General features: G+C 64.6%; 23 protein-coding genes and 1 pseudogene. 16 read left to right on the top strand and 8 right to left on the bottom strand.

Annotation, left to right across the window (positions count from 1 at the left end; all coding sequences use genetic code 11):
* The first annotated feature begins 125 nt into the window (after window positions 1-125).
* From ACVOLJ_RS00925 to ACVOLJ_RS00905, 5 genes are all read left to right on the top strand, one after another.
* Window positions 126-947 carry an MBL fold metallo-hydrolase gene (locus ACVOLJ_RS00925; RefSeq protein WP_481563197.1) on the top strand — a complete coding sequence of 274 codons (822 nt, stop codon included), beginning with the start codon at window positions 126-128 and terminating at the stop codon, window positions 945-947.
* A gap of 95 nt (window positions 948-1,042) precedes the next feature.
* Window positions 1,043-1,810, top strand: a complete 768-nt coding sequence (locus ACVOLJ_RS00920) for an MBL fold metallo-hydrolase (RefSeq protein ID WP_481563196.1) — start codon at window positions 1,043-1,045, stop codon at window positions 1,808-1,810.
* Window positions 1,811-1,853: 43 nt separating this feature from the next.
* Window positions 1,854-2,540, top strand: a complete 687-nt coding sequence (locus tag ACVOLJ_RS00915; RefSeq protein WP_481563195.1) for a hypothetical protein — start codon at window positions 1,854-1,856, stop codon at window positions 2,538-2,540.
* A gap of 42 nt (window positions 2,541-2,582) precedes the next feature.
* The gene (locus ACVOLJ_RS00910; protein ID WP_481563194.1) at window positions 2,583-2,960 is read left to right on the top strand and encodes a nuclear transport factor 2 family protein; all 378 of its coding nucleotides are present in this window, start codon (window positions 2,583-2,585) and stop codon (window positions 2,958-2,960) included.
* 170 nt (window positions 2,961-3,130) lie between these two features.
* Entirely contained in the window at window positions 3,131-4,129 is a 999-nt protein-coding gene (locus tag ACVOLJ_RS00905) for a tetratricopeptide repeat protein (protein ID WP_481563193.1), read from the top strand.
* Between the two features lie 28 nt (window positions 4,130-4,157).
* Here the strand turns inward: ACVOLJ_RS00905 and ACVOLJ_RS00900 are convergent, their stop codons facing one another.
* Entirely contained in the window at window positions 4,158-4,436 is a 279-nt protein-coding gene (locus tag ACVOLJ_RS00900) for a hypothetical protein (RefSeq protein ID WP_481563192.1), read from the bottom strand.
* 213 nt (window positions 4,437-4,649) lie between these two features.
* On the opposite strand from ACVOLJ_RS00900, the gene ACVOLJ_RS00895 reads away from it, so the two are divergent.
* The 8 genes from ACVOLJ_RS00895 to ACVOLJ_RS00860 all read left to right on the top strand — a co-directional run bounded on the left by ACVOLJ_RS00895 (window position 4,650) and on the right by ACVOLJ_RS00860 (window position 14,049).
* Window positions 4,650-5,177, top strand: coding sequence for a DUF6622 family protein (locus tag ACVOLJ_RS00895; protein ID WP_481563254.1), 528 nt, complete (start codon window positions 4,650-4,652; stop codon window positions 5,175-5,177).
* A 126-nt stretch (window positions 5,178-5,303) separates the two neighbouring features.
* The gene (locus ACVOLJ_RS00890; protein ID WP_481563191.1) at window positions 5,304-5,921 is read left to right on the top strand and encodes a TetR/AcrR family transcriptional regulator; all 618 of its coding nucleotides are present in this window, start codon (window positions 5,304-5,306) and stop codon (window positions 5,919-5,921) included.
* 81 nt (window positions 5,922-6,002) lie between these two features.
* The gene (locus ACVOLJ_RS00885) at window positions 6,003-7,121 is read left to right on the top strand and encodes an efflux RND transporter periplasmic adaptor subunit (RefSeq protein WP_481563190.1); all 1,119 of its coding nucleotides are present in this window, start codon (window positions 6,003-6,005) and stop codon (window positions 7,119-7,121) included.
* A complete protein-coding gene (locus ACVOLJ_RS00880; RefSeq protein WP_481563189.1) occupies window positions 7,118-10,186 on the top strand; it encodes an efflux RND transporter permease subunit in 3,069 nt (1,022 codons plus the stop codon). Before ACVOLJ_RS00885 ends, ACVOLJ_RS00880 begins: the two co-directional genes overlap by 4 nt.
* Complete coding sequence (gene fabF / locus ACVOLJ_RS00875) at window positions 10,186-11,466, top strand: beta-ketoacyl-ACP synthase II (protein ID WP_481563188.1); 1,281 nt, start codon at window positions 10,186-10,188, stop codon at window positions 11,464-11,466. The genes ACVOLJ_RS00880 and fabF overlap by 1 nt, the downstream gene beginning before the upstream one ends.
* Window positions 11,467-11,480: 14 nt before the next feature.
* Window positions 11,481-12,050, top strand: a complete 570-nt coding sequence (locus tag ACVOLJ_RS00870) for a TetR/AcrR family transcriptional regulator (protein WP_475278818.1) — start codon at window positions 11,481-11,483, stop codon at window positions 12,048-12,050.
* An 87-nt stretch (window positions 12,051-12,137) separates the two neighbouring features.
* On the top strand, window positions 12,138-13,031 hold the full coding sequence (locus ACVOLJ_RS00865; RefSeq protein WP_481563187.1) for an NAD(P)/FAD-dependent oxidoreductase: 894 nt from the start codon (window positions 12,138-12,140) through the stop codon (window positions 13,029-13,031).
* A gap of 193 nt (window positions 13,032-13,224) precedes the next feature.
* Window positions 13,225-14,049 carry a S1 family peptidase gene (locus tag ACVOLJ_RS00860; protein WP_481563186.1) on the top strand — a complete coding sequence of 275 codons (825 nt, stop codon included), beginning with the start codon at window positions 13,225-13,227 and terminating at the stop codon, window positions 14,047-14,049.
* A gap of 17 nt (window positions 14,050-14,066) precedes the next feature.
* Here ACVOLJ_RS00860 and ACVOLJ_RS00855 read toward each other — a convergent pair whose 3' ends face one another.
* Both ACVOLJ_RS00855 and ACVOLJ_RS00850 read right to left on the bottom strand, forming a co-directional pair.
* Complete coding sequence (locus ACVOLJ_RS00855) at window positions 14,067-14,810, bottom strand: SDR family NAD(P)-dependent oxidoreductase (protein WP_481563185.1); 744 nt, start codon at window positions 14,808-14,810, stop codon at window positions 14,067-14,069.
* A gap of 13 nt (window positions 14,811-14,823) precedes the next feature.
* Window positions 14,824-15,234: a DoxX family protein gene (locus tag ACVOLJ_RS00850; protein WP_481563184.1), complete on the bottom strand. Its 411-nt coding sequence runs from the start codon at window positions 15,232-15,234 to the stop codon at window positions 14,824-14,826.
* A 93-nt stretch (window positions 15,235-15,327) separates the two neighbouring features.
* Here ACVOLJ_RS00850 and ACVOLJ_RS00845 point away from each other — a divergent pair, with 93 nt between their 5' ends.
* The gene (locus tag ACVOLJ_RS00845) at window positions 15,328-15,708 is read left to right on the top strand and encodes a winged helix-turn-helix transcriptional regulator (protein WP_481563183.1); all 381 of its coding nucleotides are present in this window, start codon (window positions 15,328-15,330) and stop codon (window positions 15,706-15,708) included.
* A gap of 123 nt (window positions 15,709-15,831) precedes the next feature.
* Here ACVOLJ_RS00845 and ACVOLJ_RS00840 read toward each other — a convergent pair whose 3' ends face one another.
* Complete coding sequence (locus ACVOLJ_RS00840) at window positions 15,832-16,182, bottom strand: hypothetical protein (RefSeq protein ID WP_475278812.1); 351 nt, start codon at window positions 16,180-16,182, stop codon at window positions 15,832-15,834.
* A 171-nt stretch (window positions 16,183-16,353) separates the two neighbouring features.
* Window positions 16,354-16,710 carry a hypothetical protein gene (locus ACVOLJ_RS00835; RefSeq protein WP_481563182.1) on the bottom strand — a complete coding sequence of 119 codons (357 nt, stop codon included), beginning with the start codon at window positions 16,708-16,710 and terminating at the stop codon, window positions 16,354-16,356.
* A gap of 690 nt (window positions 16,711-17,400) precedes the next feature.
* On the opposite strand from ACVOLJ_RS00835, the gene ACVOLJ_RS00830 reads away from it, so the two are divergent.
* Both ACVOLJ_RS00830 and ACVOLJ_RS00825 read left to right on the top strand, forming a co-directional pair.
* On the top strand, window positions 17,401-18,156 hold the full coding sequence (locus tag ACVOLJ_RS00830) for a DUF72 domain-containing protein (RefSeq protein WP_481563181.1): 756 nt from the start codon (window positions 17,401-17,403) through the stop codon (window positions 18,154-18,156).
* A complete protein-coding gene (locus tag ACVOLJ_RS00825; RefSeq protein ID WP_481563180.1) occupies window positions 18,149-18,931 on the top strand; it encodes a DNA-formamidopyrimidine glycosylase family protein in 783 nt (260 codons plus the stop codon). Before ACVOLJ_RS00830 ends, ACVOLJ_RS00825 begins: the two co-directional genes overlap by 8 nt.
* Here ACVOLJ_RS00825 and ACVOLJ_RS00820 read toward each other — a convergent pair.
* The 3 genes and pseudogenes from ACVOLJ_RS00820 to ACVOLJ_RS00810 all read right to left on the bottom strand — a co-directional run.
* The gene (locus ACVOLJ_RS00820) at window positions 18,896-19,492 is read right to left on the bottom strand and encodes a cysteine hydrolase family protein (RefSeq protein WP_481563179.1); all 597 of its coding nucleotides are present in this window, start codon (window positions 19,490-19,492) and stop codon (window positions 18,896-18,898) included. The two genes, ACVOLJ_RS00825 and ACVOLJ_RS00820, sit on opposite strands and share 36 nt — an antisense overlap.
* Window positions 19,493-19,551: 59 nt before the next feature.
* Window positions 19,552-20,049 (bottom strand): YciE/YciF ferroxidase family protein, encoded by a 498-nt coding sequence (locus tag ACVOLJ_RS00815; RefSeq protein ID WP_481563178.1) that lies wholly within the window; start codon window positions 20,047-20,049, stop codon window positions 19,552-19,554.
* Between the two features lie 165 nt (window positions 20,050-20,214).
* A pseudogene (locus ACVOLJ_RS00810) lies at window positions 20,215-20,595 on the bottom strand (DUF6766 family protein); the annotation flags it as partial.
* Window positions 20,596-20,805: the final 210 nt, after the last annotated feature.

Genomic DNA, 20,805 nt, shown 5'->3' with positions numbered 1-20,805 from the left:
CTTCGCCGGCAGGATCGACGCCATCGTAGCGCGTTAGTTTTTCTCATGCGAAGCACAGAAGTACTCGTTTGTCAGGCCCTGCGGGGGCTGACGATGATGCAGGCCCTCCTTCAGGAATGCCCTTCGTGCGTATTCAGGAACTCGCTGCAGATGTTCTGATGTTCGTCGGCAACCACGTTGAATCGGTCGCCACTGCCTTCATCGATGGTGATCAGGTGCTGCTGGTCGACGCCTTGGGCAGCGAGGAAGACGCCGTCTGGCTCCGGGAGGTGCTGCATGGCCAGCTGGGCAAGGTGGTGCGGCTGGTTGCTGCCACCCATTTCATGAGTGACCACATCGCCGGACATACCTCCTTTCCCGAAGCGCTGACCCTGGCGCACCGGCACCACCGGCAGGCCTTTCTTTCGCAGAACCGGCAAGTGGCATCGCTGTACCGCGAACCGGATATCGTGTTCGACAATCTGGCCATGCGCTGGGGCCGTCACCAGCTGCGCTTCCTGTACAACCCCGGCAAGACGATGGACCACATGAGCGTGGATGTGCCGAGCGCCGATCTGGTCTGTGTGGGCGACAACATCGTCGGCAACATCGTCTATCTCTCCCGCTCGGACCCGGCCCTGCAGCGCGCTGCCATCGGGCGCATCCAGCAGTTCGGGCGCAGCAGGGTGGTGGGTGGGCACATCGGGGTTTTCGACGCACCGGTGCTCGACAACGCGCTTCACTACCTGCAGCGCATACAGCAGCTCGTCGTGGCGATCCGCCTGCAGGCAACCCCCGCCGAGGTTGCGCCGTTGATAGCCGATATCCGGCTGGAGGACTGCCTGGCGCCCGGGGTCGCACCGACAGCGTTCGAACGCGAATGGCATGGGCACAACCTCGGCACGATCGTCGCGCAGTCCATTTTTTCGCTGGACGCCGCGCTGGTGGCACGGGAGCAGGCCGCATGAAGCGTGATACGATGAAATCGCAGGTGTCGGGAAGTCGCAGGCGCTTCCTTGCAGGTTGCGCGGGCGCAGCTGCAGCAGCGTTGATCCCGCTCGGCATGGCCGCGCCACCCGCACCGGCGCCGACCCTGCGCGTGCAGCGGCTGGCGTGGGCCGGGATACGGCTGCAGCTGCCAGGCAGCACGCTGCTGATCGATCCACTGGTGAACCCTGCAACGTGGGGCAGCGCGCTGCCGGACACGCTGGTAGCGGTGAATGACCTTCCGGAAGAGCGCCACGTACTGATCACCCACACCCATTCGGACCACTTCGATGCAGACGCGGTAGCGGCAGCGCTGGCGAAAGGGGGCACCATCGCGTATCCCGCCGGGGTGCAGCCCGCACCGCTGCCAGCAGCCGCGCGGCCGCGACCGAGTGCGCCATGGGAGCCGCAGTTGCTGGGCGACTTCACCGCCACCCCGGTCCCGGCATCAGACGGCTACGGCGACACGCAGGTGTCCTGGGTGGTAACCGCCGGCGGCCGGCGCATTTTCCATGGCGGCGACACGCAATGGCACGGCCACTGGTGGCGCATCGGTCGTCAGTTCGGTCCCTTCGATGCAGTCTTCCTGCCCATCAATGGCGCCACGTTCGGTTGGCGCGAACCGGTAAGCGGGCAGCCGGGCGTGCTCACCCCGGAGCAGGCAGTGGCGGCAGCGACCATTCTTGGCGCCCGCGTTCTGGTACCCATTCACTACGGCATCACCGGCATGGACAAGTATGTGGAAGTGGGGGATGCGCTGGGCCGACTGCGCAGCGCTGCCCGCAACCGTGCGTTGCCTGTGCAGGTCATGCAGCCGGGCGCATGGCTGAGCTGGCCGGCGTAGCCCATTGCCAGCATGTGAATCATTCCTGCCCTTGGGAGCATCCATGAAACAAGCACATCGCATTGCAGTGACCCTCGCGCTTATCCCCACGTCCATGGGCGCCCTCGCGGCGGAAACGGACGGCCCCAAACGCCCCTCGGTCGAGCAGCTGCAGAAGCTGATCGTCAGCACCTCCCCGGGTACACAGGTGGATGCGCCGGACCAGGAGCGCATCACCGCGCGCCGCATCGATATCGTCGACGAGAAGGGCGTGATCCGAATGACCCTGTCCGGGCAGACACCAGCGCCCATCATCGATGGCATCCAGTACAAGCGTGCATTCAATGTCGCTGGCATGGTGCTGTACGACCAGAAGGGCAGCGAGCGCGGCGGCTTCGGTACCGCAGACGTGGAAGGCGGCATGGCGGTGCTGGCGTTGGACCACCCGGCCATGGATGCCATCGGCTGGCGCGTGTCGCCAGATGGCAACGTGCGATTCTCGATCAACCAGGCGCCGCCGTTGATCCGTGAGCCGCGCCTGGGCAACCGGTTGATTCCCGGCGTGCAGACACCCACCCGCATTGAGATGGTGGTCGCTGCCGACGGCACGCCGGCGATCGCGTTGAACGACCGGCAGGATCGCACCCGACTGCGCCTGACCGTAACCCCGGAAGGCTATGGCGCCATCGAATTCCTGGATGCGCAGGGCAAGGTGATCCATACCTTGGCGCCGGAGGCCCAGCGGCAATGACGGCGGCCCCCCAACGAAGCAGCATCGCCCAACGGAGGCAGCATGGACACTGAAATACGGCAACGTGAGGAAACGCTGCGCATCGCGATGCTCAGCAGTGATGTGGCAGCGCTGGATGCGCTGATCGCAGACGAACTGGTCTTCGTGGGCCCCTCAGGCGAGGTCTTTGGCAAGCAGGACGACCTGGCCCTGCACCGGTCAGGGCGCCAGCGGCTGAGCGTGGCCGAGTGGCAGTCGGTGGACGTGGTCCTGCATGATCAGGCGGCCATTGCGCTCACCACTGCAAAGCTGGCCGGAACCTTCGACGGCACAGCTTTCTCCGGCCGTTTCAGGTATTGCCGTTTCTGGGGGAAGCGCACTGGAACATGGCAGGTGCTGGGCGGTTCGGTGGTCGCGCTGCCGGCTGAGCAGACCGGCTGAGGCAACCCCATCTTTCCGCAGGGGCCGACGAGTGCAATATATCCCTTGATGTGACATGCATTGCACGGGCCGGCTTCGAGCGGTTTGCCGCCGAGCGCGTGCCGTTTCGTTATCCTTGCCCGCTACACACGGGGAACAAGCGCGCAGTGGTTGCATTCATGGAAGAGTCGATGGGCACCTTCAGTCGTGCCGCTCTCTGCGTCGGGCTGGCCGTCCTGGCCTGCAGCGCCCACGCCGTGGCCAGTGACAGCACGGGCTCTCTGGAAAGCGTGCGGGCAGCAGCAGAGGCGGGCAGCGCGAAGGCCGAGAATGAGTTGGGTGACCGCTATCTGCAAGGCAACGGCATCGCCCGGAATGCAGAGCAGGCGGCAGTCTGGTACCGCAAGGCGGCCGACCAGGGGTATGCGCGGGCGCAATCGGCTTTGGGGGCGCTGTACCTGCGCGGTGTTGGCGTACCCAAGGACGACGCCCAGGCCATCACCTGGGTGCGAAGGGCGGCCGAACAGGGCGAAGCGTTGGCGCAGTCCGATCTGGGCATGATGTATCTGCAGGGTATGGCCGTGCCACGCAGCGATGCCCAAGCAGTTTTCTGGCTGCGCAAAGCAGCCGAGCAGGGCTCGCCTGCGGGACAGCACAACCTTGCCAGCCAGTATCAGAAGGGATCGGCCGGCCTGCCCCAGGACGATGCTGAAGCCATCCGCTGGTATGCCAGAGCCGCGTTGCAGGACGCCTGGCAGCTGGGTGTCAGGCAATCCCGCCTGAAGCTGTGCGCTTATGGCGGGGTCAACGCGGTGTGGTGCGCCGAGGTCGACACGCCGGGGGCGTTCGGGCCGGTGCAGGATCTAACCGCAGCGGCCGAGCGCGGCGATGCCGCAACCCAGCACACACTGGGCAACATGTATCGCAGGGGCCTGGTCGTGCAGAAGGACGGAGCCCAAGCGGCCGCTTGGTATCGCAAGGCGGCGGAGCAGGGCTACGCACCGGCGCAGACCATGCTGGGCTACATGTATTCCAACGGGGTGGGCGTGCCCGAAAATGCCGAGGAAGGCCATTCCTGGTACTGCCAGGCGGCGGCGCAAGGCGACTTCCGGGCGCGCGCTAATCTGGAAATCATGCGGACCTACGATCTATTCGACCCGGATACCTGTGCCAACCGTCGTACACGATAAGCGCTGAGGCGCCTCGCGCCTCTCATGCTCAACCCGGTAGTTCGCACTGCATCTTGCCGTCCACGTAGTAGGGCTTGGGCACGTTCGGGTTGTCACTGGTCTTTTCGAAGACCACCGCGAATGACCCGGCGTCCGGCGTGCCCTTGCGGTCGGTGCAGGCGTCCTGCAGTTTCTTCTTGACCGCCGTGATACCCGCATCGCGGTTGGCGCCGTCAGCGCTGTTGGTCAGGTTCACCGTCTCGGCCGACGCCAACGGGCTGAGGGCAAGCAGGCAGCCGGCAACCATCAGGGTGTGCAGCTTGGTCATGGGGTGGCACCTCGCAGATATCCAATGAGGCCCTAGCATAGTGCGGGGCCGTTAACGGAACGTGGCCGGCGCCGGGCTCGGCCGGGCTTGCGGGCGTGCATGGGGGGAGCCCGCCTGCCCGATGACTGACAGGTGTCACTGGCTGCCGGGCATCCCAGCGCGAATAGTGAGTGCCACGGCGATGACGCCTCACCACTCACCAGGGGACCGACCATGTACATGCTCCAGCAACTTGCCTCGCAGACGCCACTCTGGGTCTGGCTGCTTCTGGCCTTTCTGATCACGCGCGGCGTGGCGGCCATGAGGCCGGGGCAGACCTCGCTGCAGAAGCTGGCCATCGTGCCGGTCCTGTTCACTGCTTGGGACGTGTGGTCGATCAGTCACCGCTACGGTGCATCTTGGGGTGCCTGGGGCGAGTGGTTGGCCGGCATTGGCACGGGCGCTGCGCTGGGCTGGCTGTTGCTGCATCGTGCGAAGCTGACAGTGAACGCTGCAACCGGCGCGTTGTGGCGCACCGCCGATTACAGCCTGCTGCCGCTGCTGCTGGTCACGTTCATGGTGAAGTACGGCTTCGAAACAGCGCTTGCCGTGTCACCGGGACTGAGTACTGATGCCGCGTTCAGTGCTGCCTATCTTCTGCTGTCGGGCGGGTTCACCGGCCTGTTCATTGGCAAGTACTGCCGCTACCTGGCCTCGTTGCGCCTGATTGCGGCGGGTAACGGGCTGAAGGTTGCCGGCTGACCGTTGCCGTCGATGCAGGGTGCGCTCGGCCGTGATGCATCACGTTAATTGCCGCTGAGCCAGGGTGACCAATGAATGTTCAGGTCACCATTTGTTGCAGTGCCGGCATGCCGGTAGACTCAGCGCATGAACAATGAAGCATCCCACTCGGCTTCAGCCCGGGGCCCTGAAGAGCACAACGTCCGCGACCAGATCGTGACCGCTGCAGCCGAGCATTTCAGCCATTACGGCTACACCAAGACCACGGTCTCCGACCTCGCCCGGACCATCGGCTTCTCCAAGGCGTACATCTACAAGTTCTTTGCGTCCAAGCAGGCCATAGGCGAGGCGATCTGCGAGACCTGCCTGCTTGGGATCGAGCAGCAGATCGAGGCGGCCATCGCCAGTGCAGAAAGCCCGCCTGAACAGCTGCGACGGATGTTCCGGGTCGCGGTGGAGGCCAGCGTGGAGCTGTTCAACCAGGACCGCAAGCTGTACGAAATCGCCGTCGCGGCGGCCACCGAGGGCTGGCCTACGGCCGTGGGCTACGAGGCCCGTGTGCGCACGCACCTGCAGAAGATCCTGGAGCGTGGCCGCGCCGCCGGGGATTTCGAGCGCAAGACGCCCCTGGACGAGACCTCGCACGCCATCTACCTGGTAATGCGCCCGTACCTGAACCCGCTGCTGCTGCAGGACAGCCTGCGTTACAGCGGCGAAGCACCGGCACAACTGTCCAGCCTCATTCTCAGAAGCCTGTCACCCTGACCGAAGCACTCCAGTGACTATTGACTATATTAGTCACTAGGAACAACAATGCCGGCCTGACCAGTTCCTTTTGGGTGCTTCATGCCGCTGCATCGTCGTTCGGGACCTCTGTCCCTGTCCGTCCTTTCCCTGGCCTTGGCCGCCTGTGGCGACACGCCACCTGCTGATCCCCGCATCGCGCCGCCACCGGTACGGGTCGCGGTCGTGCAGGCGGGCACCCAGCAGGCGCGGGCCTTCACCGGCACCGTGCAGGCCCGGGTGCAGAGCGACCTGGGATTCCGCGTTTCCGGCAAAGTGCTGGAGCGGCTGGTGGACGCCGGCCAGGAAGTGAAGCGTGGGCAGCCGCTGCTGCGCATGGACCCCGCTGACCTGGACCTGGCAGCCAGTGCCCAGCGGCAGGCGGTGGCGGCCGCCGGGGCGCGCGCCACGCAGGCCAGCCAGGACGAGGTGCGCTACAGGAGGCTGGCTGCCAGCCAGGTGGTTTCGCAGTCCGCCTACGACCAGATCAAGGCCGCGGCAGATACCGCACAGGCAGAACTGCGCGCATCGCGGGCACAGGCGGCGGTGGCCGCCAATGCCAGTGGCTACGCGGTACTGCTGGCCGATGCCGATGGCGTGGTGTCGCAGACCCTGGCCGAGCCAGGGCAAGTGGTGGCCGCCGGTCAGGTGGTGGTGCGACTGGCCCGTTCCGGCCCGCGCGAGGCGGTGCTGCAGCTGCCGGAGACCTTGCGTCCCGAACTCGGCTCCGTCGCCACCGCCAGCATCTTCGGCCGCGCCGGCGCACCCATCACAGCACGCCTGCGGGTGTTGTCCAGCACTGCCGACCCGCTCTCGCGCACGTTCGAAGCGCGCTATGTACTTGACGCACAGGGGCAGCCGGCACCGCTGGGCGCTACGGTGACGCTGCAACTGGCCACGCGCGCGAGTGCCACCGCGGAGGAGGGAGTGCGCGTGCCGCTGGCCGGACTCAGCGATGGCGGCAAGGGTTCGGGGGTGTGGCTCATTGCCGGAACACCGACGAAAGCCAGCTGGCGCCCGGTAAAGGTGCTGCGCATCGCCGATGACAGCGCCTACGTGTCCGGCAACCTGAAGGGTGGCGACCGCGTTGCCGCGCTGGGCCCACACCTGCTGCGCGAAGGCCAGGCGGTACGCGTTCTGGCGCCCGCCACCGCGGCACCCGCGGGAGCACCCACGCCGTGAGTGGTTTCAATCTATCCGCGTTGGCCGTGCGCGAACGCTCCATTACCGTCTTCCTGATTCTGCTGGTGTCGCTGGCCGGCATCATCGCGTTCTTCAAGCTGGGCCGCGCCGAAGATCCGGCATTCACTGTAAAGGTGATGACGGTCGTCACCGCCTGGCCCGGGGCCACGGCCCAGCAAATGCAGGACCAGGTGGCCGAAAAGCTGGAAAAGCGCCTGCAGGAACTGCGCTGGTACGACCGCAGCGAGACCTTCACTCGCCCCGGCCTGGCGTTTACCACGCTGAGCCTGCTGGACAGTACGCCGCCTGCGCAAGTGCAGGAAGAGTTCTACCAGGCGCGCAAGAAGCTGCAGGACGAGGCGGCGAACCTGCCTGCCGGCGTGATCGGGCCGATGGTCAATGATGAATATGCCGACGTCACCTTCGCGCTGTTCGCACTGAAGGCGAAGGGCGAGCCGCAGCGCGTGCTGGTCCGCGATGCGGAAGTACTGCGCCAGCGCATGCTGCACGTACCCGGGGTGAAGAAGGTCAACATCATCGGTGAGCAACCCGAGCGCATCTTCGTCGAGTTCTCGCATGATCGCCTGGCAACGCTGGGCATCAGCCCGCAGGACGTGTTCGCTGCGCTCAACGGGCAGAACGCGCTGACGCCGGCCGGTTCGGTGGAAACGCGGGGGCCGACGGTGTTCGTGCGACTGGACGGCGCGCTGGATGGGCTGGACAAGATCCGCAACACGCCGATTGTTTCCGCCGGCAAGACCCTCAAGCTGGCTGACATCGCCACGGTAAAGCGCGGCCATGAAGATCCCGCCACCTTCCTCATCCGCAATGGCGGTGAACCGGCGCTGCTGCTCGGCGTGGTCATGCGCGATGGCTGGAACGGCCTGGACCTGGGCAAGGCGCTGGACAGCGAAGTGGCGCAGATCAATGCCGAGCTGCCGCTGGGCATGTCGCTGGGCAAGGTCACCGACCAGTCGGACAACATCAGTTCCTCGGTCAACGAGTTCATGGTGAAGTTCTTCGTCGCTCTGGTGGTGGTGATGCTGGTCTGCTTCGTCAGTATGGGCTGGCGGGTGGGCGTGGTGGTGGCCGCAGCGGTGCCGCTGACGCTGGCCGCGGTATTCCTGGTGATGGCCGCCACCGGCAAGAACTTCGACCGCATCACCCTGGGCTCGCTGATCCTCGCGTTGGGCCTGCTGGTGGACGACGCCATCATCGCCATCGAGATGATGGTGGTGAAGATGGAGGAGGGCTTCAGCCGGGTGGCCGCCTCGGCCTACGCATGGAGCCACACCGCCGCACCCATGCTGTCGGGCACGCTGGTTACCGCCGTCGGCTTCATGCCCAACGGTTTCGCGCGTTCCACCGCCGGTGAGTACACCAGCAACATGTTCTGGATCGTCGGTATCGCGCTGATTGCTTCGTGGGTGGTAGCGGTGGTGTTCACGCCGTACCTGGGCGTGAAGCTGTTGCCACAGCTGAAACCGGCGCAGGGCGGCCATCAGGCGCTGTACGACACGCCGCGCTACAACCGCTTCCGTGGCGTGCTCAGCCGGGTCATCGAACGCAAGTGGTGGGTGGCCGGTTCAGTGGTGGCGCTGTTCGCACTGGCGATCCTCGGCATGGCCGCGGTGAAGAAGCAGTTCTTCCCGATTTCCGACCGCCCCGAAGTGCTGGTGGAAGTGCAGATGCCCTATGGCACCGCGATCGCGCAGACCAGTGCAGCCACGGCCAAGGTCGAAGCGTGGCTGGCCAAGCAGAAGGAAGCGCACATCGTCACCTCGTACATCGGCCAAGGCGCACCGCGCTTCTTCCTGGCGATGTCGCCGGAACTGCCCGATCCGGCCTTCGCCAAGGTCGTCATCCGCACCGACAGCCAGGAAGAGCGCGAGGCTCTGAAGCACCGGTTGCGCGAGGCGGTGGCGGCGGGCCTGGCGCCGGAAGCGCAGGTGCGGGTGAGCCAGCTGGTGTTTGGTCCGTATTCGCCGTTCCCGGTCGCCTACCGGGTGAGCGGCCCCGACCCGGACGTGCTGCGTGGCATCGCAGGCAGGGTTGAAGCGCAGCTGCAGGCCAGCCCGATGATGCGCACCGTCAACAGTGACTGGGGGGTGCGCACGCCGGCACTGCATTTCACCCTGGACCAGGACCGCCTGCAGGCGGTGGGGCTGAGCTCCAGCAGCGCATCGCAGCAGTTGCAGTTCCTGTTGAACGGCGTGCCGGTCACCTCGGTGCGCGAAGATATCCGTACGGTGCAGGTGCTGGCGCGATCCTCAGGCAGTACCCGCCTGGACCCGGCCACGGTGCAGGATTTCACCCTGACTGGTGCTTCGGGGCAGCGCATTCCGCTGTCGCAGATCGGCACGGTGGACGTGCGCATGGAAGCGCCGGTGATGCGCCGCCGTGATCGCGTACCCACCATCACCGTGCGCGGTGACATTGCCGAAGGCCTGCAGCCGCCGGATGTCTCCACTGCAATGACGGCCGCACTGCAGCCGTTGCGCGCAACCTTGCCCAAGGGCTACAGCATCACCGAGGCGGGCGCCATTGAAGAGTCCGGCAAGGCGATGGCGGCGATGCTGCCGCTGTTCCCGATCATGCTGGCGGCGACCCTGCTGATCATCGTGCTGCAGGTACGCTCGATGTCGGCGATGGTCATGGTGTTCCTGACCAGCCCGCTGGGCCTGATCGGCGTGGTGCCGACACTGCTGCTGTTCCAGCAACCGTTCGGCATCAATGCGCTGGTGGGCCTCATCGCGCTGTCCGGCATCCTGATGCGCAACACGCTGATCCTGATCGGCCAGATACACCACAACGAGGCCGAGGGCATGAGCCCGCGTGAGGCCTTGGTGGAGGCGACCGTGCAACGTGCGCGACCGGTGATCCTCACCGCCATGGCGGCCGTGCTCGCCTTCATCCCGCTCACCCACTCGGTGTTCTGGGGAACGCTGGCGTACACGCTGATCGGCGGCACTCTGGCCGGCACGGTGCTGACCCTGGTGTTCCTGCCCGCCATGTATTCCATCTGGTTCAAGATCCGCGCTGTTGCGGCGGAAGGAGCGAAGTAATGCAGGCACCCCACAGCCACCGCATCGTTGTCACCGGCATCGGTATCGTGTCGCCGCTGGGCACCGGCACCGAGGCGGTATGGTCGAAGCTCCTGCAAGGTGCTTCGGGCATTTCAATGCTGCCCGCCGATGTCTGTGAGGGCGTAGGCGTGTCCGTCGGTGGGCGCGTACACGGCGTGGACGAAGATCCCCTGACGGGCTACAACCGCCGGCGCAGCATCAGTGGCAAGGATCTGCGCAAGATGGATCGCTTCATCGAATTTGCGATCATCGCCGCCGAAGAAGCCCTGGCCCAGGCCGGCTGGTCGCCCGCCACCGAGCAGCAGCGCACCCGGACCGCGACTGTCATCGCGTCCGGCATCGGCGGCTTCGGCGCGATTGCAGAGGCAGTGGAAACCACCGAAAGGCGTGGCCCACGTCGCCTGTCGCCGTTCACCGCGCCGTCGTTCCTGGGCAACATGGCAGCGGGGCATGTGTCGATCCGCAATGGCTTCCAGGGGCCGATCGGCGCACCGGTTACAGCCTGCGCGGCGGGCGTGCAGGCCATCGGTGATGCGGCACGGATGATCCGCGCCGGTGAGGCCGACATCGCCATCTGCGGGGGAACCGAAGCCGCGCTGCATCGTGTTTCGCTAGGTGCGTTCGCTGCCGCCAAAGCATTGTCCACCGGCTATAACGACATGCCGCAATCTGCGTCGCGGCCTTTCGACCAGCATCGCGATGGATTCGTCATGGCCGAAGGCGCGGGCCTGCTGGTAATCGAATCGCTGTCCCATGCCCTGGCACGCGGCGCCACGCCGCTGGCCGAGCTGGTGGGGTACGGCACCAGTGCTGATGCCTACCACCTGACCGCAGGCCCGGAAGATGGTTCGGGCGCGCGGCGGGCGATGCAGCAAGCGTTGCAGCAGGCAGGCCTGCAGCCTAGCGATGTGCAGCACCTCAACGCGCATGCCACCTCCACCCAGGTGGGCGACCGCGCGGAACTGACCGCCATCCGGTCGCTGTTCGGCGCGGCATCGGGCTTGCAGATCACCTCTACCAAGGGAAGCACCGGCCATCTGCTGGGAGCAGCCGGCGGCATCGAGGCGGCCTTCACCGTGCTTGCGTTGCGCGACCAGATCGTGCCGCCCACGCTGAACCTGCAGACGCCCGATGCGCTGGCCGATGGCCTGGAAATTGTCAGCGGCCACGCGCGACCCGTGGCCATCGAGCATGCGTTGTCCAATGGCTTCGGCTTTGGCGGGGTCAACGCCAGCGTGCTTTTCAAGCGCTGGCCGTAGAGCGGGTCGCGACGATGGCTCCTGAACCGCGCGGGCAACGCTGGGCGCGCATACGCGCAGAACGACGCGAGCAGATCCTGGCGGGGGCGTCCCGTGTGTTCGCCCAGCACGGTCTGGACGATGCCAGCATGGCGTTGGTAGCGGCCGAGTGCCAGTTCAGCAAGGTGACCCTCTACGCGCACTTCCGCAACAAGGAGGTGCTTGCAGAGAAAGTGCTGCAGCGTTGGCTGAAGGCCGTTGAGTCTGATGTGAGTCAGGTCGGCGTTGATGCGGATGATCTCGGCGCACTCCTGTGGTCAATTGCCGAGGGCCTCACGCGGGTGAGCATGACAGATGACTACCGGTCACTATCCAGAGCGGTTCATCAAGGAATGGCGGTTCCCGAACCTGTCGTGGCGAGGTGGGAAAGGCGGTTCGATCGACAGTTCGGCACCCTGGCCAGCGCGTTCTCTTCCAAGGGATCGCAGGATGCCCGCATACACGCCAGCGCCTTCCTGGCGTTGATCGACCGGAATGGGCCCGCGCACGAGACCGGCGCGATAGTCAGGCTGTTCCTTGCCAACTATCAGGCCCACAAACAATGACCCTTCGCCTCAAGCGCGTATCGCAGGAACCGTCTGCACACGACGCACCTTCCATCCCCAGCCACCCACAACGCGGAGCCCATCACCATGGATGACGTCATCATCATCGGCGGCAGCTTTGCCGGTCTCGCCGCCGCGCTGCAACTCGGCCGTGCCCGCCGCAAGGTCACCGTTCTCGATACAGGTCTACCGCGCAATCGCTTCGCCGGCCACTCACATGGCCTGCTCGGTCACGATCACAAGCCGCCGCTGGACATTCTGGCCGAGGCGAGGAAGCAGTTGGCGCGATATCCAACCATCAGGCTGGTCAGTTCGCGGGCCGACAGCATCTCCGGCGCCATCGACAATTTTTCCGTCCTCACCGGCGATGGCCAGACCTTTGGGGGCCGCCGCCTGATTCTGAGCTATGGCGTCACCGACCAGATGCTGGATGTGCCAGGCTTTGCCGAAGGCTGGGGCGCGTCCATCGTGCCATGCCCCTATTGCGACGGCTTTGAAGCAGCCGGCCAGCATTGGGGCCTGGTCTGGTCCGGACCGCAGTCGCACAGCTATGTAAGGCTGTACCACGATTGGACGGACACGTTGACGGTGCTCGCCCATGGCCACGACATTGCCCCCGATATCCGGGCCGATCTGGCATGCCGCAACATACCTGTCATCGATGGCCGGATCACCGGGATCGTCCATCGAGGAGGCCACAACGCCACGATCAAGTTTGATACCGGTCCCGATATCGCGGTCGACATCCTGTTCGCGCATCCGCGCAACAGGCCATCCGCAAGCTTGCATGAGTCATTGGGCCTGGCCACGGTCGATACGCCTCTGGGCGTCGTCCTCAAGGTGGACGAGCGCCGCGAAACCAGCATTCCCGGCATCTACGCCGCCGGCGACCTCGCCAATCCGCTCATGCCCTCGGTCACGCTGGCATCCTCACATGGGGCCACGGCAGGCATCTCCGCGCAGCAGTCGATGTTGGTCTGAGAGCGCGCGATGAAGTTCGTTTCAGGCAGGGATGCTCCCGAACTCGGGTGTCATTTTCCGGCCTTCATCGCACCTGACGTTCGCTTGTCAGAAATCCGCTCCAAGGTTGTGCCTGCTCGGCTATATTGCAGCGCGACCCGCAAGAACACTGCGGAAGGCCCTCAGAGCGATCCCTGAAAGGAAGTGCGGACACATGAAGCGTCATCTCCTGGCTGCTCTCTTGATCCTGCCGTTGGCGGCGAACGCCGTTGTCATCCGTAGCGATGTTGACGATTCAGAGTATCGGATAGATCGCTCCGGGTTGTCAGCGCTGGCAGATATGCCCGGCGAAGGCCATGGCGTTCTCATCGCACGGAAGTGGGTTGTCACCGCCGCACACGCAGCGCCCATGGAAGGCATGGATGCCGAGGTGGCCATCAACGGAAACGCATACAAAGTTTCGCGCGTATTCGTGCATCCCGGCTACAAGCGAATGCCCGATGCGCTGGGCCAAGAGGCTTTGAAGACAGGCGATCCGTCCAGGATTCACACCTTCCTCGCCGGTTCGGATGACATAGCGCTGATCGAACTGGAGACGCCAGTGGAGAACATTGCACCGATAACGCTTTATCGAGCTAGCGATGAAGTCACGAACGTTGCCATGTTTGTTGGGAAAGGGGCAACCGGCAATGGCATCGAAGGGCAGAGTCCCAACGCTTCACATCGTGGCGTGCTGAGGCGGGCCTACAACGTCATCACCGGGGCGAACGATCGCTATGTCTGGTATCGATTCGATCCCCCCGCACAAGGCCTGCCGCTCGAGGGTGTTCTGGGGAGCGGCGACAGCGGCGGCCCGCTCGTTGTGGGCCGGAAGGACGCTTGGCAGCTCATTGGTCTGGGGTCGTGGATCACGGCGGTTCCAGAGCACGCCCTGGAAGCCGGCTTCTATGGACAGATGGTCTACAACGTCCGCATATCCCGATATGCCACGTGGATCGATGGTGTGATGTGCGCGGCCGATGGCAGCTCTTGCAGATAGGTTGGCCGATCTTCGATTCAACGTGCGCCGTCGATGACCATGCCACCATCGGGCGTGAGCGTATAGCCGGTCAGATATCTGGCATCGTCGCTCGCAAGGAACAGAACGACGGGCGCCACGTCATCCTCTGGCGAACCGTGCCGGCCGAGTGCGTTGGTTGCCGGCGGCGTGTTCGGCCCAGCGCCCCAAGTGTCGGCGACCGGTTGGATGTTGTTGACGGTAATGTTGTCAGGGCCCCATTCGCGCGCAGCGGTGCGTGTCAACGCGCGGATCGCTTCTTTCGCCATGCTATAGGGGGCGTATGGAGCCATGCCTAGCATCGCCGCGGGCGATCCGAAGTTGATGACGCGACCCGCCCCGCTGGCCTTGAGATAGGGATAGCAGGATTGCATCGTTCGGAGCGCGGCAATCGGACCGGTATCGAAGTTGCGCTGCAACTGTTCAACCGACAAGTCGATGACCGGCGAGCTGACCACCGACGGGTCGAAGGCATTATTTACCAGGATGTCGATGCGGCCATACGCCTCTACGACTTTTTCGACAGCGGCCTTGATCTGCGCAGCGTCACTGATGTCGCATGGCACGCCAAGCGCCGCTTCTCCCGCCGCTTCGATGTCGGCGACCACTGCATTGACGTTGGCCGGCGTAAGAGAAAGCACGGCCACTTTAGCGCCTTCCGCCGCGAAGAGCTTGGCGGTGGCGCGGCCGATGCCTCGGCCGGAACCAGTGACGATGGCTACTTTTCCTTTGAGTCGGGACATGAATTTCTCCTTCTTAGTTGAGGGCGGCAGCTCGCATTGCTGGCACCACGGCATAAGGCGTGGGGACATCGCGTGCGGTGTTCTGTGTGGTGAATGAGACGATCAGGAGCGCCAGGCCGATCGCGGCCGGTAGAGCGCCCTGGGGCTTGCGGACGCCGAGGTGGGCCGAACCTGAAAGAAGCAGGTGGAAGAAAATGCCGGCGTAAGCCAGGTCACTCAACAGCATGCTGAAGCGCGACAGTATCGCCAGCGGAGCCAGAACCTTCACGATCACCATGAGTGGCACCAGGTAGGGCGCTGGATAGTTCAGTTCGACAAGGGTCTTGCGCACCCAGCTCTTCTTGGCGATGTAGATCGTCGCTGACGACAGATAGAGCAATGCCAACAGCCCTGTACTTGTCCAGTATGCGTAGATCGCAGACACCAGAGATCTCCAGAAAGTGTTCCATATCGACTTGACCGAAGAATGTCGCCTAGCATGGAATCCATCAAGTAGGATCAATTAATGGTGGTTAGTATGAAAAAGCAGACCAGAGACGTCGATCAGGTCAACATGCACGAGGAGATGCGCCGGGCGTTTGCACTGCTTTCGGGCAAATGGAAACTGGAGATCATGTGGTTGCTCAACCAGCGGATCTACCGCTTCGGGGAGCTGCGCAAGGCAATCCCCGGTATCACCCAGCACATGCTGACAGCACAGCTTCGTGAGCTCGAAGCCGATGGCTTGGTAACGCGCACGGTGTATGCAGAGGTGCCTCCGCGAGTCGACTACGAGATCACCATCAAGGCACGTGGCCTCGGGCCGACGATGGCGGCGCTGACGGCTTGGTGGGAAGAGTACGGAGACACCATTCAGAAGAAGCCGGCCACACGCGGCCGCAAGCCCAATCTGGCTTGACTGGATTTCAAACGGATCGGCTCTGCTGATCGGCTCAAGCGGGGTGATCGTCATCCGTCCGTACCGCGATGGGACATATGTCGATGACTGGCGTCCGCTGCTGCCCGAAAGGCGGACGCAGTACTACGCTGGCACGCCACAGCGCGCATCCTCCGGCGCGGCACCCGCCCATACCAACCGCAGCCGATCCGTCACGGTAGGTTCCTGCACGCCCGCCAGGAACTGATCCAGGTACGGCAAGGGCTTCAGCGGCCACTGAAGTGTGGCCTGCAGATGAACGATTGCGGGCGCCCGCTGCCGGGCGCCCAGCGGCACCTTGATCAACAGGTGCGGTGGCTGGGTTTCCACGTGCAGCACCAAGGCACCCCTGCATAGCACCTGGAAGGAAGCCGCTGCCGGCGCGGCTTCCGCGAACTCGAAGCCTTCCCGCGACCGCGCCTCTGCGAAGCGGAGTGCGTGGGTGCGCAGCTTCAAGAACGCCTCCTCGGACACGCCACGGTAGGTGAAGGGTTCTGGGTCCACCGGCTTTGGCCAAAGCGTGAGTGCCACAATCACCACTGCCAGGCAGAGCGCCAGCACTGCCCAATGGCACGCCATCGCCAGGCGGCTGCCCGCATCTGCGCTCGGCCCCACAGCGACGGCCCTTCAACGTTCGGGCTGCAGTCGCTCGCTGGCATTGGCTACAAGGCCGAGGGCCGCCATGATCAACCCTTCCATCACCCGGTCGCCCACGTACTGGTCTGGGTCGCCGTTCTGGCGGGTGCGTTCGGCGGCCAGCAACACCTCCAGCACCACGCGCAGGCCTGTGAGCGAGCAGTCCGCATCGGCCAGGGCCATCTGCCGGCCGCGAAGCTGGTGGCGTTCCGGCCAGGGCTGGCCGTTGGCGGCAACACCGGCGCCGATGCTGTGCAGCAGGGCGATGAGGGTGTTGGGATCTGCGGCCGGCTCGGCCGAGGGCGCCTCGTGGATGGGCTGTGGGGCAGGGGAGTAGGACGTGGTCATGGCATGGCTCCTTGCGTGCAGGCAGAAGCCGCCACCGATAAAGGTGGCGGACGATGCGTGGTTCGAAACCCGGTCTACGCTAAAACCGGCAGGCACAAGGCCTCCACGCACCGCCCGCCATAGCCGGCCGACGGATTGCCAGCCGGCACCACCAGATAGGTGATGCCGGCTGGCAAGCGTTTACTTCAGCGTAAAACCGGGGTTTCGAAGCCCGACCACCGTTCTCGGTGGCGTGGCTAGGATTACGCCCGGTTGTGCGCGATGCCAATACAGTAAGGGCAATGCCGTCACCGCTTTCGACGTTTTCAGAATCGTTGCATAGCAGGGAGGGGGTAAGCTCCCTGAGCTGCAAGGCCTGCGCTGGCATTGCCTGATGTGGGCCTGATGGCTGGTGCCGCTCGACGATTGCAGCCAAGGGCAGGGCAGATGCGACAGAATGACTGCTGATTCGCAGCCGCCATCAGCCCTTCATCGCTGCCTTTGGCCCGTTTCAACCACGCCGTATTCGGGCCAGCGGCACGGGCATTTCATCGGTGCGAAGTGGCATGCCTGGACTCAACGGTTCTGGGCTTCAGGCCGCCAGCGCGAACGCCTTTCCAGCACCGCTGGCGTGGCGCAGGTGCCTGGGCTTCACACGATCACCGGGGTGCGTTCACCATCTGGCTACGGCGGTACCTACACCGTAGCGTCATGGTTACAACGGCATCCCACGATCATCGCATACGGGTCGGCTGTGCAGGCTGGTCGCTGCCGTCGCAGGTAGCGTCCGCCTTCGGTGCGGGTGACAGCGCCTTGCAGCGTTACGCTTCGCGCCTGCGCATCGTGGAAATCAACTCCTCGTTCTATCGGCCGCATCAGCCCGCCACGTATGCGCGTTGGGCGACGAGCGTGCCCGAGGGATTCCGTTTTTCGGTGAAGATGCCGCAGAGCATCTCCCATGTGGCCCGCCTGCGCGGCGCGTCACCGTTGCTCGACCCGTTCCTGCACGCTGTGCAGCACCTGGGCGACCGGCTGGGCGCGCTGCTGCTGCAGCTGCCGCCCAGCCTGGCCTATGATGGCCGCACCGCATCGGCATTCTTCCGCGCACTGCGTCGGCGCAGCACGCTGGCGGTCGCCTGCGAACCGCGCCATCCCAGCTGGTTCGAGGACAAGGCTGACGCACTGCTGTGTGCTCATGAGATCGCCCGCGTCGCAGCCGATCCCGCCCGTATCGCAGCGGCAGCTACGCCGGGAGGCGCGCGGCATTGGAGTTACTGGCGCTGGCACGGGCAGCCGCGTGTCTATTACAGCGCCTACGATGCCCCCAAGCTGCATCGCCTGGCCACAGCCGCGCAGCAGGCAGCGCGTCACGGTGATGCCTGGATCGTCTTCGACAATACCGCGCAGGGCCACGCAGTGCCCAACGCGCTGCAACTGCAGAAACTGCTGGAGCACGCCAATGCCTGAGGGTCCTTCGATCGTGCTGCTGCGCGAAGCGGCATCGCGCTTCAGGGGAAAGACCGTTCGCGAGGTCTCAGGCAACACCCGTCTGGATCTGAGCCCACTGGTCGGCCGCCGCCTCCGTGCCGTGCGCAGCTGGGGCAAGCACTTCCTGCTGGAATTCAGCCACCTCACGCTGCGCATCCACCTGATGATGTTTGGCAGCTGGCGCATCGACGAACGCAAGGACACGCCGCCGCGGGTCTCCCTGCGTTTCGATTCGGGCGAGCTGAATTTCTATGCCTGCTCGGTGAAGTTGATCGAAAAACCGCTGGACGAAGTCTACGACTGGCGCACCGATGTCATGAGCGAGAAATGCGACCCTGCGCTGGCATGTCGCCGCCTCAAGGCGATGCCCGACGTGATGGTCTGCGATGCGCTGCTGGACCAGGCGCTGTTCGCCGGTGTGGGAAACATCATCAAGAACGAAGTGCTGTACCGCATCCGCGTACACCCGGCCAACCGGGTCGGCGACCTGCCACCGCGCAGACTCACCGAGCTGGTCGCGCAGGCACAGCAGTACAGCGCCGACTTTTTGCGATGGAAGCGGGCATACGAGCTGAAAAGGCACTGGCAGGGGCATACAAAACGCACCTGCCCCGGCTGCGGCGGTCCAATCAGCAAACAGTACCTGGGCACCACGCACCGACGCACCTTCTACTGTCCGGTATGCCAGATCGACTATCGGGCGACCTCTGCGGCGCGCTCAGCGTCGGCCCGCGGCAGCCGTCTGGCGCGCTGATCGTTCTGGTGCTGGAAGCAGCCGCACGATCTGTGGGTTGTCGAGTACCTGCGCAGTGCCAGAGCGCTGCAAGGTCTGCAGTGCCGGCGCGCGTCGTCCGGGCAACGCTGCAGTCGCGCCTGATGCGACCACGGTGGCGAACTCTCGCGAATTGGCGTCCATGGCGGTGGCCAACACACAGGAATCCAATGCCATGCCGGCCAGAACGAGTCGGCCCACACCCAGCTTGGCCAGCAGCACCGGCAACGGCGTTGCCAGGAACGCGGAATGCTTGGGTTTCAGGATGAAATAGTCGCCCGTGCGCGGCGCCAGCTCGGTAGCTATCCGCGCCGACGCACCGCCCTTCAATCGGCATGCCTGCACCAGTTGTGGGAAGTCACGCTGCCAGTCGCCGAAGTTGTCGTTGGCATAGATGACCGGCAGATTGCGTGCATCGAATGCCGCCCGCAACGCCGCGGTCTGCACAGCCGCGCGCACCGCCAGTGGCGCCAGGCGACGCCCTTGGGGGAAGTCGAACAGGCTGAAAAAGTCGATGATGAGCAGGGCGACCGTCGAGTCCATGGCAGGTTTCCGGAGGCGGCGCCCACCCTGTTGCTGTCAGGGAAGGGCGCCTGTGGGGCTCAGGCTGCCTGTGCGGCCTTGGCGTTGCCACCGCCCTTGGCAAGCAGCGTCAGCTTCTCGTCGGTGGCCTTTTCTTCTTCCAGCGTTTCCAGCAGCAGTGGCAGGGCGTCCTTGTAGCCCAGCTGCTTGGCCAACGCTGCAGTGGTGCCGTAGGAGGCAATCTCATAGTGTTCGACCTTCTGCGCGCCACCGATCAGCGCAGCATCCCGTACCGGCCCCTTGTCGATACTGTCGATGGCGTCCTTGCCTTCTTCGACCAGGCCTTCCATCGCCGCGCACTTGATCCGCTTCAGGCGGATGCCCAGCAGTTCCACCACTTGGTCGATACGTTCGATCTGGCCTTGGGTTTCCTCCAGGTGGGTTTCGAATGCCATCGCCAGATCAGGGTTCTCGGCCGCCCGGGCCAGGCGGGGCAGCGCCTTGGTCAGCTGCTTTTCGGCGCTGTAGATGTCGGACAGTTCGTGGATGAACAGGTCTTCTGCGGTCTTGATGGCCATTGCTGTGTTCCAGATGGGTAGTGAGCGTTGAAGCTAGACCTGTCTGCGTTCGCGTAGGGCGCAGGATCAGTGAACAGCACATGCGCATCGGCATGCCCAGCGCATGCATCGCCCTCACGTGGCCAGGCCAATGCGGTCCACGCCACCCGTGGCAACGATGAGCCCTCAGTCTCCGGTCTGCGCGTGCGGCGCCCGCAGCCCCTTGGATTGGGGTGAATCCTTTTGCCGCAGGAAGATGGTCAGCACCACCAGCGCAAGGACGGCAAGAAACTCGCTCTGCCAGTTCTGCATGGATTCAAACCAGAACGTGCTGCCGGTCACGTGCTGCAGCAGGGTCGGCGGCGGCAGGCCCTACAGCGTCTGCTCAAGCTGTTGCGCGCGCCAGCTGCCCAGCGCGTGCAGGCAGAAACTGGCGAGAAAGAGCAGGCCGAAGGCGATTGCAAGAGAGTGTCCGTAAAGTGTCTTCCAGAGCCCACCACGCAACACCGGCCACGGCGTCGGCCCGTTCTCCACGCGCTCGCTCTCCTCGGCCGGATCCAGCGGGCGGATCCAGCGGGCGGGATTCGGCCGAACCGCGCTGCCGCTTGGCGGCCTCCGCACCGCGCACCGGCGAGCAACGTCCCATGGGGTATGGATTCGAGGTGGGCGCCGGTCGACCGGGTCACATGGTGGCAGTTGTTGCAGCGCACGCTGATGGCGACCACGCTTTGAATATTCCCCTGCTGGTCACGCATGGGATCAATGTCGAGAATGTAG

Source organism: Stenotrophomonas sp. STEN046 (assembly GCF_056759755.1).
Note: the sequence above shows the minus strand (reverse complement) of the source record. Positions and strands in the feature narration are given on the sequence as shown.

Bases quoted from the DNA above. Each gene is read 5' to 3' on its own strand.
- ACVOLJ_RS00920 (WP_481563196.1), top strand. From the start codon at position 1,043: ATGGCCGCGCCACCCGCACCGGCGCCGACCCTGCGCGTGCAGCGGCTG.
- ACVOLJ_RS00915 (WP_481563195.1), top strand. From the start codon at position 1,854: ATGAAACAAGCACATCGCATTGCAGTGACCCTCGCGCTTATCCCCACG.
- ACVOLJ_RS00910 (WP_481563194.1), top strand. From the start codon at position 2,583: ATGGACACTGAAATACGGCAACGTGAGGAAACGCTGCGCATCGCGATG.
- ACVOLJ_RS00905 (WP_481563193.1), top strand. From the start codon at position 3,131: ATGGGCACCTTCAGTCGTGCCGCTCTCTGCGTCGGGCTGGCCGTCCTG.
- ACVOLJ_RS00900 (WP_481563192.1), bottom strand. From the start codon at position 4,436: ATGACCAAGCTGCACACCCTGATGGTTGCCGGCTGCCTGCTTGCCCTC.
- ACVOLJ_RS00895 (WP_481563254.1), top strand. From the start codon at position 4,650: ATGTACATGCTCCAGCAACTTGCCTCGCAGACGCCACTCTGGGTCTGG.
- ACVOLJ_RS00890 (WP_481563191.1), top strand. From the start codon at position 5,304: ATGAACAATGAAGCATCCCACTCGGCTTCAGCCCGGGGCCCTGAAGAG.
- ACVOLJ_RS00885 (WP_481563190.1), top strand. From the start codon at position 6,003: ATGCCGCTGCATCGTCGTTCGGGACCTCTGTCCCTGTCCGTCCTTTCC.
- fabF (WP_481563188.1), top strand. From the start codon at position 10,186: ATGCAGGCACCCCACAGCCACCGCATCGTTGTCACCGGCATCGGTATC.
- ACVOLJ_RS00870 (WP_475278818.1), top strand. From the start codon at position 11,481: ATGGCTCCTGAACCGCGCGGGCAACGCTGGGCGCGCATACGCGCAGAA.
- ACVOLJ_RS00865 (WP_481563187.1), top strand. From the start codon at position 12,138: ATGGATGACGTCATCATCATCGGCGGCAGCTTTGCCGGTCTCGCCGCC.
- ACVOLJ_RS00860 (WP_481563186.1), top strand. From the start codon at position 13,225: ATGAAGCGTCATCTCCTGGCTGCTCTCTTGATCCTGCCGTTGGCGGCG.
- ACVOLJ_RS00855 (WP_481563185.1), bottom strand. From the start codon at position 14,810: ATGTCCCGACTCAAAGGAAAAGTAGCCATCGTCACTGGTTCCGGCCGA.
- ACVOLJ_RS00845 (WP_481563183.1), top strand. From the start codon at position 15,328: ATGAAAAAGCAGACCAGAGACGTCGATCAGGTCAACATGCACGAGGAG.
- ACVOLJ_RS00835 (WP_481563182.1), bottom strand. From the start codon at position 16,710: ATGACCACGTCCTACTCCCCTGCCCCACAGCCCATCCACGAGGCGCCC.
- ACVOLJ_RS00830 (WP_481563181.1), top strand. From the start codon at position 17,401: ATGGTTACAACGGCATCCCACGATCATCGCATACGGGTCGGCTGTGCA.
- ACVOLJ_RS00825 (WP_481563180.1), top strand. From the start codon at position 18,149: ATGCCTGAGGGTCCTTCGATCGTGCTGCTGCGCGAAGCGGCATCGCGC.
- ACVOLJ_RS00820 (WP_481563179.1), bottom strand. From the start codon at position 19,492: ATGGACTCGACGGTCGCCCTGCTCATCATCGACTTTTTCAGCCTGTTC.
- ACVOLJ_RS00815 (WP_481563178.1), bottom strand. From the start codon at position 20,049: ATGGCCATCAAGACCGCAGAAGACCTGTTCATCCACGAACTGTCCGAC.